Raw genomic sequence first — 12,346 nt, 5'->3', positions numbered from 1 at the left:
ATTTTATTTATTCTGCAAAAATATTTCGAACTACTTCACGATCATCGAAATGATGTTTCATGCCTTTCACATCTTGATAGTCTTCATGTCCCTTCCCTGCAATGAGAATAACATCGCCTTCTTTGGCTAAGGCACAAGCTGTTTTTATCGCTTGTTCGCGTTCCACTATGCAAAGGGTTTTCTTCATTTGTTGACTATTTAGTCCATCAGCCATATCATTTATAATGGCTTGCGGTTCTTCGTAGCGTGGATTGTCGGATGTCAATATTACCTGATCGCTTAATCTTACAGCTTCGCGAGCCATGATAGGTCGTTTTGTTTTATCTCTGTTGCCCCCACAGCCTACAACCGTAATGACACGGCCGCTACCTTCCAGTACTTCGTGTATAGCTTCCAACACATTGGTTAGTGCATCCGGAGTATGTGCATAATCTACAATTGCAGTATATCCTTCAGGAGAGCGCAATGTTTCGAAGCGTCCTGATACAGGTTTCAGGGTACTTAGTATCAGTAATATTTTTTCGGGATCTTCTCCTAAAAGAATACTTGCTCCATATACAGCCAACAGATTGTAGGTATTGAATACACCGACAAACTGTACTTGTACTTCTCTATTGTTTATTTCGATAGCTGTGCCATCGAAATGTTTTTCTATAATTCTTCCTTTGAAATCAGCTAGCCCTCTTACCGAGTAAGTTTGCTTCTTTGCTTTTGTATTTTGAAGCATAACCAATCCGTTTTTATCATCTACGTTGGTAAGAGCAAAAGCAGTTTCGGGCAGATTATCGAAGAACATCTTTTTAGCTTTCAGATACTCGGCCATTGTTTTATGATAATCGAGGTGGTCTTGGGTGATATTTGTAAATATTCCTCCCACATATTTCAATCCGCTGATACGTTTCTGATGTATAGCGTGTGAACTGACTTCCATAAATGCGTATTCGCATCCGGCATCTACCATCTTAGCCAATAACTCATTCAGAGATAGGGGATCGGGTGTGGTATGTGTGGCATGAAATACAGTACCGTCTATATAGTTGGCAACAGTAGATAACAGACCTGCTTTATAACCTAAATGACGGAACATATCATATAGCAATGTTGCAGTAGTTGTTTTTCCATTAGTTCCGGTAACACCAACGAGTTTCAATTTACTTGACGGATCGCCGTACCAAAGGGTTGCTATTTTACCAGTTGCGTCTGCGCTATCTTTTACTTTTACATAAGTAATATTCGGTTTGAAGATTTCGATATCTTCTTCATATATGATGATGGTAGCGCCCAGACTAATAGCATTTTCTATATATTGATGTCCATCTACTTGTACCCCCTTAAGGGCGATGAAGATAGAATTCTCACTTGCTTTTCGCGAATCGGTTGAAATACCGGTTACCTGAGCATTACTATCACCTTTGATGTCTGTAACATCTATGTTTTTAAGTAAGTCCTGTAATTTCATTTCCTTTATTTTTTAATTTAGTTGTATCGTTATTGTCGATCCCTTCACGAGTTTATTCCCTGCCGGAATTGACTGATCTTTCACTTTTCCTGCTCCTTGCAGGTTAACTCTCAATCCTGCATTTTCGAGTACATATATAGCATCACGAGCCCCCATTCCTTTTACATTAGGTACAACTCCCGGCTTGATATCCGTATTGCCAAGTAATTTGATCTTCATACTGGTCGAGTCGATAGTATTTGCCATAATCCACTCCGCTTTTTCGGTCGGAGTTATATATTTTTGCTTCAACTTGTCAAGTACAATCTCTGTATTCTTGAACGAGCCGTTTTTTACGACCGGTATCAACGAGTTTACTGTGTCTTTCGGTGCATTTATAGGCTGTGCGACTAGGCTCTTGGTATAGATTCCTTCTGCTATATTTTTAAATACAGCTCCGGGCATCAATCCCCCCGAAGGAGAACCCACAGGGCGACGTATTCCTACAAAACATGTGTATTGTGGTTTATCTGCCGGGAAATATCCGCAGAATGATACGAAATATCCACTATATCCACCTTGCGATGCAATCATGGCTGTTCCTGTTTTTCCTGCTATAGGGAAAAATTCAGAGTTAACAGCCTTACCTGTTCCGTCAGTTACAACGCCTCTTAATATATCTTGCACTTGTTTCAATGTTTGTTCCGAGCATAATGAAGGATTGATTACTTCTGTTTCGAATTCATTTTCGATGGAACCATCTTTCATAAATGCTTTTGTGATAAATGGTTTTATCATTTTGCCGTTGTTGGCTATCCCATTGTAAAACATAAGCATATAAATAGGAGGTATTTGAGTCTCATATCCGAACGACATCCAAGGTAGTGTGGTCTTAGACCAAGGATTCGATGGATCATTAGGAAAACGGATAACTGCAGTACCTTCTTTCCCTTTCAACGGAACATCCCATTCTATTTTCTTAGTTATACCCAGATCATGAATGTGTTGCACGTATTTGGTTGGATTACCCTCATATCCTTTCAGTATCATTTTGGCTATTACAACATTCAGAGATGAATACATTCCTTGTGCAACAGTTTGATATGCTTTGTCTTTTCCTTTACGCCAGTCGTGGTCTTTCACAACCCTTCCTTTGTATTGGAATAATCCGTTTCCTACATATATCGAATCTTGTGGGGTAGCTACTCCATCTTCGAGGGCTACCATCAAAGATACCGTTTTGAATGTTGATCCGGGTTCAGACATGTATGAAAATGCATTCGGATTACCTTCAGCGTATACCCCTTCCGATACCCTGTCGAGATTGGTTATTGCTTTTATTTCGCCCGTGGCTACTTCCATAACAATAGCACAACCTGATTCGGCTCTTGTTTCTACCAGCTTGTTATACAGGGCTTTTTCAGCCATATCCTGTATCTCAATATTCAGTGTCGTCTTAATGTCCCATCCATCTTGTGGCTCTACCTCTACTACATCTATCCAGCGTCCTTGCACACGTTGGCGGCTTCTTACTCCGGGAACACCTTTTATAATAGAATCGTATTTAAGCTCTAGTCCGCTTGTTCCACCCATACTAAAATCTTTGTAGATAGAACCTACCGTTCTGCCGGCAAGACGGCCGAATGGTTTTAAGCGCATGGTTTTTTCTTCAGAGATCATTCCGCTCCTGTTGCTACGCTGGTTGAGGAATGGGAATGTCTGTAATTCTTTTAAATCAAGATAATTTATATCGGGACGTATAATTCTGACATAACGGCTCTTGATGTTTACTTTCTTATTAGAACCTTCTTTTCTATTTCTTTCTATTTGTGCTAATTCTCTACGGCTTAAGTCCCATCCGTCGAGAATAACTTTCTTGTACTGTCCTGCACTTCTGTCTGGGAATTTCTTAGCAAGAGCTTCGGATAGTGGCGTTACGTATTTCATAAGTGTATCAGGTCTGATACCTTCCGACATGAAATCGATATAAATCCCGTATAGAGGCTCACTTGTAGCTAGAAGTCGTCCGTCGTCCGAATATATATTACCACGGTTAGGTCTTATCTCTCTATCTTTTTTTACAGTTTCTATTCTGCCTAGCTCGCGCCACATACTGCCCTCCACATACTTGATCTTGATGATGCAAATAATGATGGCTACAAAAACGAAAGACATAAGCAGAACGATCCAGCCATAGCGGCTGACTGCTACATTTTTCATATTGCTTTCCGATTTCTTTGCCATAATTAATCTTTAATCTTGTATATAGGTTCTTTAGTTTGCTGTAAGTCTAATCCACTTTTCTCTACCAGTTCGTGTACTCTTGTTTCGCGGCTTACACTGATTAATCTTGCCGATATGGTAAGCGACTCGTATTTGGCATCTTTTAGTTCTCGTTGCAATTTCTCTATTTTTGCGGTTTTCTCTATGCAGCTGTATCTGTTGCTGATATATAAAACGATAATGATGAAAAGAGTTATTATGAATCGTGTATTTTTGAGAAAGAAATCCTCAGTCAGTACAGTACCACCGAGTATGTACATGACCCTTCTTTTGATATCTTTAGCACTCAGTTTCATATCTTATTTCTTTTCAACGATTCTTAATTTGGCACTTCGTGAACGTGGGTTTCTGGCTTCTTCTTCCTTCGACGGTATTATAACCTTATTGTTTATCAGTTTGAATGGCGTATTTATATTTCCGTAAAAATCTTTATCCACTCTTCCTTCAAAATTACCTGTTTTAAAGAAATTCTTAACTATTCTATCTTCCAGCGAATGATAGGTAATTACAGAAATTCGTCCTCCTACTTTTAATATATCAAGCGTTTGTTGAAGCATTTCTTTCAATGTCTCCATTTCCTCATTCACTTCTATACGCAAAGCTTGGAATGCTTGAGCTAATATCTTTTTTTCCTTTTCGCCTCTTCCCACAAATGAATCGAGAGTTGCCAGCAGATCGCTCGTTTTTTTATAGGGTTTCTCTTTTCTTGTTTTTACAATAACAGACGCTATGCGGCGCGATTGTTTTAATTCTCCGTAGAGATAGAATACATCCGCAAGCTCTTCTTCTGAATAAGTGTTTAATATCTGAGCAGCAGTTTTTCTTGCCTGCTGATTCATTCGCATATCTAAATCTCCTTCTTCAAATCGGAATGAGAAACCTCTCTCCGAATCGTCGAAATGATGAGACGATACACCAAGATCGGCAAGTACAGAATCTACTTCTTCTACTCCGTAATATCTGATAAAGTTTTTAAGGAAACGGAAGTTGCTGCGAACGAACGTAAACTTTTCACTTTTTTCTATATTCTTAATTGCATCCTCGTCTTGGTCGAAAGAGTAAAGATGTCCTTTTTTACCAAGGCGGGATAGTATTTCTCTGGAATGTCCACCTCCTCCGAAAGTGACATCTACACAAATGCTATCGGGTTGGATATTCATTCCATCCACGCTCTCTTTCAGTAATACTGGTATGTGGTATGCGTCAGTCATTTTCTTTATTGTTCATGAGGTTTTGTATTTGGTCGCTAAAGCTATCGGCAGAAATTAAAGTTTCTTCCAGAGCTTCTTTTGTCCATATTTCGATTGTGTTATCTACTCCTAAGAATGTTACATCCGACGTTATATTCATCATTTGTAGATAACGTTTAGGGATGAGAATTCGTCCATTTGTGTCCATCTCAAGATGTTCGGCGTCTACAACAAACTGGCGGAAGAGTTGTTGCTGGTTTTTGTCCCATCTGCTTAAGCGTGAACGAAGTGTTGCAAGTTCTTCTTCCCATACGTGAAGCGGATAGAGTACAAGGCAGTTTTGAAAAATGTCTTTTCTGAGTATTAATGCGCTTTGGTCGGAGGATTGGAGGATCTTCCGAAATGCAGCCGGTACAAAGACGCGAGCCTTGGCATCGATTTTAGCTTCAATATTTCCTAAAAATTGCAACATTAACAACTTGAATTTTAACAGTATATCCGATATATGTTGTAAAGATATGAAATTATACACTTCTCCCCACTTTTCCCCACTTAAAAAAATGAAAAAGTTTTCAACATACTTAAGTGTAGTGTAAACCAGAATGTTAAAAGATGTGTTTTGGGATAAAAAAAGCTTGTACAACATTAGTGTTGTACAAGCTTTTTTTATGTGGAGTATGTACCTTAATAGGTTATCTATTAATTAGTTCAATGCATTTATTGATATCGACCAGCTCTTGTTCACCAGTCGTCATATTTTTGAGATTAATTTTATTTTCATTCATCTCATTTTCACCGATGATAGCGACAAATGGAATTTTATTTGAATCGGCATACGACATTTGCTTTTTCATCTTCGCTGCTTCGGGGTAGATTTCAGTCGAGATCCCAGCTTGTCTCATTTTTGTAATGAGGGGTAATATGTGCGTTTCTTCTTTCTCTCCGAAATTGACGAATAGAACTTGCGTATTCTGTATAGAATCTTTAGGGTAAAGTTCCAATTGATTAAGCACATCAAAAATACGGTCTGCGCCGAATGATATACCTACTCCCGATACACCTTGCAGTCCGAATATTCCTGTGAGGTTATCGTAGCGACCGCCACCCGTGATACTTCCTATTTGTACATCCAATGCTTTCACTTCTATAATAGCACCCGTGTAGTAGCTAAGTCCGCGAGCGAGTGTAAGATCAAGATCAAGCTCGCAACGGATGCCCACTATGCTTAGTCTGCTGAGGATAAACTCGAGTTCTTCGACTCCTTTTATTCCTGTTTCAGAATTTTTCAGAACGGTTTTTAGTGTACCTAGTTTTTCCTGATTGCTACCTTGTAACAGAATGATTGGTTGCAGTTGATCGATAGCTTTTTGAGGTAGACCTTTTGATGCTAATTCTTCATTGACTTTCTCTAAGCCAATTTTATCTAACTTGTCGATTGCAACTGTTATGTCGACAATCTTATCCAGTTCGCCAATTGTTTCGGCAATACCCGATAATATTTTACGATTATTCAGTTTAATGGCTACACGGATACCAAAACGATTGAATACCTCATCTATAATTTGTACAAGTTCCACTTCGTTGATAAGTGAATCTGAACCTACTATATCGGCATCGCATTGGAAAAATTCACGATAGCGCCCTTTCTGTGGTCTGTCGGCACGCCAAACCGGTTGTATCTGATAACGTTTGAACGGGAATGTGATTTCGTTACGGTGCATTACTACATAGCGGGCAAAAGGTACAGTGAGGTCGTAGCGAAGACCTTTTTCACTGATCTTGTTGGTAAGACGAACCGAATTCTTTTCGGATAGTTCATCAGTTGAAATATCCTTAAGATAATCTCCCGAATTTAATATCTTGAATAATAGCTTATCACCTTCTTCTCCGTATTTGCCCATAAGGGTAGAGAGGTTCTCCATTGCAGGAGTTTCTATTTGACGAAAACCATATAGTTTATATACTTCACGTATGGTGTCAAAAATATAGTTGCGTTTCGCCATTTCTTCGGGCGAAAAGTCTCTTGTTCCTTTTGGTATAGAGGGTTGTGCCATAATCTTATTGTTCAAGTAAATTTTAATGACTGCAAAGGTAAAACTTTTAGCTTAAGGTCGTAGTCCTATTTGTTGTTTTCTTAAGTATAAATAGGGTAATCTGTGCTAATTTAGAAATATGATATTAAGTATTATTCTTTACTTTTGTTGTGGAAAAATATGATTACAGTTATGGATAATATAAGAAATGCACATTTGGATGATGCAGGTAAGATAAGGGAATTGTTGGAGCAACTCGGTTATCTGCATACGGTTGAATTTATAAGGACTAAACTGGCATGTTTGTTAGGCGACAATTCCTATCGTGTATTTGTCTACGAAATTGATGAGATAGTGGTCTCTTTTATCACATTGCATTTCTCTGTGCAGATTGCTTACGAAGGAGAATTTACCACCATCGGTTTCTTTGTTGTCGATGAAAATGTACGAAGTAAAGGTGTGGGCAAAGCCATGGAAGAATATTGTACAAACTTAGCAAAGCAACGAGGTTGTGCTTTAATGGAATTGTATAGCAACGAAAAAAGGGTAGATGCGCATCGTTTTTACGAAAGGCAAGGGTATCAGTCGTACAAGAGGTATTTTATGAAAATGCTGTAATCTTTAGGTTGCACATCCAATAGTAAGTATGCTGATTTTGGCACCTTCGCTTTTTAGAATCTCTTTTGCACATGCTTCTATTGTAGAGCCTGTTGTGATAACATCATCTATTAATAGTACATGCTTACCCTTGAAGGTATCAGTATTATTGATTGTGAATATATCTTCTACATTTTTCCAGCGTTCAAAACGTGAACTTTTCGTTTGCGAAGGATTGTTGATTGCCCTGATCAAGGTTGCTGAATCGATAGGTATTCCGGTCTGATTCGATATGCCTTTGGCTATTTCTAGCGATTGATTGTATCCTCGCTGTTTCTGACGTTTCGGGTGTAATGGTACAGGTACTAAATAATCTATGTCGGAGATAAACGAAATATCTTTTATATCTATCCCGTACAATTCGCCGATGAAATATCCTATGTCGGGATTATTCCTGTATTTCAATTCATGAATGACACGTTGTATACTTCCTCCTTTTACAAAATAAGCAAAAACTGTAATATGCTCGAACGGGAATCTTCCCGCAAAGAAATCTTCCAGTCTGTTGTTGGGCTGATTATGATAGTTTGTTTTTGGTAGTAGCGATAAACAATTCAGGCAGATGTGTTTTTCCGATTCGTTTAATCGACAGTTGCAGACAACACATAGATGGGGAAAGAAAAGGGTGAGGAAATTACGAAATATATTCCTCATAATCACCTCCCATGATTTTATTAATACACTTTATGGCTAAATCCATCGAAAACCCTCTGCCTAAAGCGAAACGGATAAGCTTAGTTTTTTTTTCATAATCATCTTTTGCTTTCACAGATTTTATCTTTACAGATAGAATGTGAATCAATTGCTGTTCAAAATCATCGTTCGATAATTCTTCCAATATGGGTTTATAGATAGATTCCGCTATTTTTCGCTTTTTTAGCTCAAATATTATTTTTGTTTTTCCCCATTTATTAAAACGCATTTTATCGTTGATAAAGCTATTGCAAAACCGTTCGTCGGATAGAAATTTCTCATCTTTCAATCTTTTTATTACACGACCGATCGCATCTTCTTCAAGTTCCCACAACATGAGTTTTTTTCGCACATCAAATTCACATCTTTCTGCTTTAGAACAATAAGATGCTGCACGATTGAGAGCTCGGGGTTCGGTTAGTTTCATAGAATTAATATTTTAATTCTGCATTTATCATACGGTCACGTTTGCTAAGGTCTTTATGTAAAGCTATATTAATAAATCCTTTTGCTTTAAGCATTTCGATAGTTTCTTTTCCCTTAGCCTGATTGATCTCAAAATAGAGTTTGCCTGTTGGCTTGAGAATATTTAATGCTATATCGGCAATGCGTTCATAGAATAGTAATGCTTTGTTGTCGGGTACGAATAATGCGGTGTGTGGCTCGTAGTCTAATACATTGTTATCCATAGCCGTTTTTTCACTTTCGAGTACATAAGGTGGATTACTTACGATGATGTCGAATTTTTTGTCAACGGGATATTCAGATAAAACGTCTACTCTTGCAAAATCCACATTGACCAAACTTTTATTTGTGTTCTTTCCAGCCATATCAAGAGCGCCTTGAGAGAAATCCCACGCAGATACCGATGCACTATTTAAATGTTTGGCTAATGCGATAGCAATACATCCGCTGCCTGTTCCAATATCTAGAACGGAAAGATTTGGCTCCTTGTTTTCATTTAGAATTAATTCTACAAGTTCCTCTGTTTCGGGGCGGGGTATAAGCGTATCGCTGTTTACTGAAAAGGGCAGTCCGAAAAATTCTGTTTCGCCCAAAATGTACTGAATGGGTTCATACGTCATTAGTCGTTCTACAATTCTATGGATGCTGTCTACTTGTTCTTGCGAGAATGTGGTCTTGTCTATTAAGGCTAGACGATAGTCACGACCTGTTGTATGCTCTATTATAATACGAGTAAATCCCGAAATTTCAGTTTCGGGATAAAGCTCTTTTAGTGATGTATGTATGTAATCAATTGCGGTTTGCATAGATGATTATTCCTCTTCTTCCTGATCGTATTTTTGAAATAGAAAGTCATTGTAAGGATAGCGTGCAATATGTATATCTTTTACACGACCATATATTTTCTCTTTCAAATTATCAAAATTGATCTTGTTTTTTGCTGAAATGAAAATGCAATCGTCAGCCATTTTATGCATCCACGATTTTTCCAGTTCTTCTAACGAGATGTTTTCTTTCGTACTTGGTGTTAAATCGTCTTCATCTTTAGGCTTGTAAGTAAAGGCATCCACTTTGTTGAAAACAAGAATAGTCGGTTTTTCCTCTTTATCTATATCGAGCAATGTCTTGTTTACAACCTCTATTTGCTCCTCGAAATTAGCATGTGAAATATCTACTACATGTATAAGTAGATCAGCTTCACGTACCTCATCCAGAGTCGATTTAAATGATTCGACCAAGTGTGTCGGCAACTTGCGGATAAATCCGACGGTATCGGAAAGCAGAAATGGTAGATTGTCGATAATAACCTTGCGCACAGTAGTATCTAATGTCGCAAAAAGTTTATTCTCTGCAAAAACATCCGATTTACTTAATAAGTTCATCAATGTCGATTTACCCACGTTGGTGTATCCAACAAGGGCAACACGTACCATCTTGCCTCTGTTCTTGCGTTGTGAAATCATTTGTCGGTCGATGTTTTTCAACTCCGCTTTCAAAAAGGATATTTTATCTAAGACAATACGACGGTCGGTTTCTAATTGGGTTTCACCCACACCACGCATCATAGCGCCTCCGCCTCGTTGACGGTCTAAGTGAGTCCACATACGTGTCAGTCGGGGTAACAGGTATTGATATTGAGCCAGTTCGACCTGAGTTTTTGCATAAGCAGTTTGAGCCCTCATGGCAAAAATATCGAGAATAAGGCTTGTTCTGTCTAATATCTTTGCTTGCAGTTCGGCTTCTATATTGCGAATTTGTTTCGGAGATAACTCGTCGTCGAATATCACAACGTCGATCTCGTGCTTTTCCATGTATTCCTTTATCTCTTGTAGCTTCCCTGTGCCCACAAATGTTACAGGATTGGCGTAGTCGAGTCTTTGCGTAAAACTTTTTACTGGAACCATGCCTGCTGTCTCTGTAAGAAATGCCAGTTCGTCCAGATATTCCTTAACCTGGTCTTCTTTCTGCCCCTGTGTGATTAAACCGACAAGAACAGCTTCTTTGTTTTTTGATTCTGATATAATAAAATCTTTCATATAATCTTTTAGATAATGAGATGTGTTGTGAGATGGTAGGTCTCAAAACAGCGTTTAAAGGTAAAAAATAATATTGGTATAAGGAGCAGATTATAGTGTGTATGTGATAATCACTGGAAAAAGAAGTGTTGTAAATTACATTTGGTTTACCTCCCGGTTTTATATTTTATATCAGTAAGGTACTGATTGATTCTATGTCTGTATGAGTACAAAAATATATGAAAAAGATGATGTGCACAATAGTTTATAATTAAAGCAAGTAGATTGCCTTAATTGATTATGGCTATATTCATTTTTATCAAAGTATCTTGCTGATTCACCGTTTATTGATTTTCAACATCAAGATTTGTTCTTATGTAGTAACAGATGGAAGAATAACTTTTGTTGTTAACATCAAAATATATTCTGATGTTTTTATCTTCGTCAATATGATAAAGTTTATCTATGAGTTCTTTATATACTGGGATGTTTAAGTTATCAGTCAGGGTTTCATCTCTCTTGGATATATAACTGATGTATTTTCAATAGTTATTTCTAATTGATTTATTTTTATGTATGAATACACGGTTTCATGCCAACTTACTTTTTGTAATTTAATGTTGCAGGTCTTTTTTGTAATTCTTCTATCAAGTTTTGTTGAGTTTCAACTGTTTTATTTAATTCAATAATGTAGAGAGTTAATTGTTCTATTTTTTGTAATAGTAATATTTGCATACTGCCTATATCTACACCATTTTCTTTCACATCTCTTTCAGAGGGAACGTCGGGTAGTCGATTGTACGTTTCAATGTGATTTTCGATTTCGGTTAAACTGGGTAGTTTGTACTCTTTATCAAATACAAAATCGGCCCAGCCTGTAGCTTCAATCTTTACTTCTGTTGCTCTGATGGTTCCATTGACATCAAGTTTCCCTTGTATAATACCTTTCGAGTCACCCATTATGATTTTATTCCATGAGTTCCATAGATTTTTAGCTTCGATTATATTGCCAGACCCGTTGTTTCCAACGTAGCCGATTCGGTGAAATAGACCATTGCCATTAAAAGCTAATTGAGAGTTCGGCGCACCAGAATCATCTATCCAAGGAGCGATGGTAAGTATGCCGGAGTAGTTATTATTGGGAGCATCAAAAAGTTTTAAAATTTGGTTTGTTTTAAAATCAAATCTAACATTTTTTTTATAATAAGAAGGTAAACTTTCTATGTTTCGAGTATCAAGTACTTTGAGGCTTTCGGCTTCTTGAGCTATTGATAGGAGCGCGTTCAAAAATAGGACAATAACTAGGATGTTTTTTTTCATAACTATGATTGTTAAATATTTAAGGATTCTAGGCCGTTCCAAATCTTTCTTAGTAGATTATGAATATCTTAGTAGGGTATATGTGGAAATAACTAAAAAAGTGTTTTTGATTAGATATTGTCTAACGGATCATGCCGTATTCTTGTGGACTAGGCATAAATATTGGTTAGTCTGAATAAAAAATAGGGAATGCATTTTACCCCTCTGAGTATTGTTCTAAAGGCTTTTATCTTTGCATTGAATGACTCCGCC

At 37.5% G+C, this 12,346-nt stretch carries 12 protein-coding genes; 1 reads left to right on the top strand and 11 read right to left on the bottom strand.

Annotated elements, in window-relative coordinates; all coding sequences use genetic code 11:
- Positions 1-7: 7 nt before the first annotated feature.
- The 6 genes from G7Y57_RS14235 to hisS form a co-directional block, all read right to left on the bottom strand.
- Positions 8-1,459, bottom strand: coding sequence for a UDP-N-acetylmuramoyl-L-alanyl-D-glutamate--2,6-diaminopimelate ligase (locus tag G7Y57_RS14235; RefSeq protein WP_165025498.1), 1,452 nt, complete (start codon positions 1,457-1,459; stop codon positions 8-10).
- Positions 1,460-1,471: 12 nt separating this feature from the next.
- On the bottom strand, positions 1,472-3,682 hold the full coding sequence (locus G7Y57_RS14230) for a penicillin-binding protein (protein ID WP_165025495.1): 2,211 nt from the start codon (positions 3,680-3,682) through the stop codon (positions 1,472-1,474).
- Positions 3,683-3,684: 2 nt separating this feature from the next.
- Positions 3,685-4,017 (bottom strand): FtsL-like putative cell division protein, encoded by a 333-nt coding sequence (locus tag G7Y57_RS14225; protein ID WP_255491467.1) that lies wholly within the window; start codon positions 4,015-4,017, stop codon positions 3,685-3,687.
- A 3-nt stretch (positions 4,018-4,020) separates the two neighbouring features.
- Positions 4,021-4,941 carry a 16S rRNA (cytosine(1402)-N(4))-methyltransferase RsmH gene (gene rsmH, locus G7Y57_RS14220; protein WP_410492652.1) on the bottom strand — a complete coding sequence of 307 codons (921 nt, stop codon included), beginning with the start codon at positions 4,939-4,941 and terminating at the stop codon, positions 4,021-4,023.
- Positions 4,925-5,383, bottom strand: a complete 459-nt coding sequence (locus G7Y57_RS14215) for a division/cell wall cluster transcriptional repressor MraZ (protein ID WP_165025489.1) — start codon at positions 5,381-5,383, stop codon at positions 4,925-4,927. Before G7Y57_RS14215 ends, rsmH begins: the two co-directional genes overlap by 17 nt.
- 220 nt (positions 5,384-5,603) lie before the next feature.
- Entirely contained in the window at positions 5,604-6,965 is a 1,362-nt protein-coding gene (hisS, locus tag G7Y57_RS14210; RefSeq protein WP_165025486.1) for a histidine--tRNA ligase, read from the bottom strand.
- 171 nt (positions 6,966-7,136) lie between these two features.
- Between hisS and G7Y57_RS14205 the strand changes: the two genes are divergently transcribed.
- Positions 7,137-7,562: a GNAT family N-acetyltransferase gene (locus G7Y57_RS14205; RefSeq protein ID WP_165025483.1), complete on the top strand. Its 426-nt coding sequence runs from the start codon at positions 7,137-7,139 to the stop codon at positions 7,560-7,562.
- Positions 7,563-7,565: 3 nt separating this feature from the next.
- On the opposite strand, the gene G7Y57_RS14200 is transcribed toward G7Y57_RS14205, so the two are convergent.
- The 5 genes from G7Y57_RS14200 to G7Y57_RS14180 form a co-directional block, all read right to left on the bottom strand.
- The gene (locus G7Y57_RS14200) at positions 7,566-8,255 is read right to left on the bottom strand and encodes a ComF family protein (protein WP_165025478.1); all 690 of its coding nucleotides are present in this window, start codon (positions 8,253-8,255) and stop codon (positions 7,566-7,568) included.
- Positions 8,236-8,721, bottom strand: coding sequence for a regulatory protein RecX (locus tag G7Y57_RS14195; RefSeq protein ID WP_165025476.1), 486 nt, complete (start codon positions 8,719-8,721; stop codon positions 8,236-8,238). Before G7Y57_RS14195 ends, G7Y57_RS14200 begins: the two co-directional genes overlap by 20 nt.
- A gap of 4 nt (positions 8,722-8,725) precedes the next feature.
- Positions 8,726-9,565, bottom strand: a complete 840-nt coding sequence (gene prmC, locus G7Y57_RS14190; protein ID WP_165025474.1) for a peptide chain release factor N(5)-glutamine methyltransferase — start codon at positions 9,563-9,565, stop codon at positions 8,726-8,728.
- A gap of 6 nt (positions 9,566-9,571) precedes the next feature.
- Positions 9,572-10,795: a GTPase HflX gene (gene hflX / locus G7Y57_RS14185; RefSeq protein WP_165025472.1), complete on the bottom strand. Its 1,224-nt coding sequence runs from the start codon at positions 10,793-10,795 to the stop codon at positions 9,572-9,574.
- A 579-nt stretch (positions 10,796-11,374) separates the two neighbouring features.
- Complete coding sequence (locus G7Y57_RS14180) at positions 11,375-12,094, bottom strand: hypothetical protein (protein WP_165025457.1); 720 nt, start codon at positions 12,092-12,094, stop codon at positions 11,375-11,377.
- Between the last annotated feature and the right edge of the window lie 252 nt (positions 12,095-12,346).

The organism is Dysgonomonas sp. ZJ279 (assembly GCF_011039205.1).
Taxonomy (GTDB): domain Bacteria; phylum Bacteroidota; class Bacteroidia; order Bacteroidales; family Dysgonomonadaceae; genus Dysgonomonas.
The sequence above is the reverse complement of the archived record's forward strand: the minus strand, read 5'-3'. Positions and strand labels throughout refer to the sequence as shown.

Bases quoted from the DNA above. Each gene is read 5' to 3' on its own strand.
- G7Y57_RS14235 (WP_165025498.1), bottom strand. From the start codon at position 1,459: ATGAAATTACAGGACTTACTTAAAAACATAGATGTTACAGACATCAAA.
- G7Y57_RS14215 (WP_165025489.1), bottom strand. From the start codon at position 5,383: ATGTTGCAATTTTTAGGAAATATTGAAGCTAAAATCGATGCCAAGGCT.
- prmC (WP_165025474.1), bottom strand. From the start codon at position 9,565: ATGCAAACCGCAATTGATTACATACATACATCACTAAAAGAGCTTTAT.
- hflX (WP_165025472.1), bottom strand. From the start codon at position 10,795: ATGAAAGATTTTATTATATCAGAATCAAAAAACAAAGAAGCTGTTCTT.
- G7Y57_RS14225 (WP_255491467.1), bottom strand. From the start codon at position 4,017: ATGAAACTGAGTGCTAAAGATATCAAAAGAAGGGTCATGTACATACTC.
- G7Y57_RS14230 (WP_165025495.1), bottom strand. From the start codon at position 3,682: ATGGCAAAGAAATCGGAAAGCAATATGAAAAATGTAGCAGTCAGCCGC.
- G7Y57_RS14180 (WP_165025457.1), bottom strand. From the start codon at position 12,094: ATGAAAAAAAACATCCTAGTTATTGTCCTATTTTTGAACGCGCTCCTA.
- G7Y57_RS14195 (WP_165025476.1), bottom strand. From the start codon at position 8,721: ATGAAACTAACCGAACCCCGAGCTCTCAATCGTGCAGCATCTTATTGT.
- hisS (WP_165025486.1), bottom strand. From the start codon at position 6,965: ATGGCACAACCCTCTATACCAAAAGGAACAAGAGACTTTTCGCCCGAA.
- G7Y57_RS14205 (WP_165025483.1), top strand. From the start codon at position 7,137: ATGGATAATATAAGAAATGCACATTTGGATGATGCAGGTAAGATAAGG.
- G7Y57_RS14200 (WP_165025478.1), bottom strand. From the start codon at position 8,255: ATGAGGAATATATTTCGTAATTTCCTCACCCTTTTCTTTCCCCATCTA.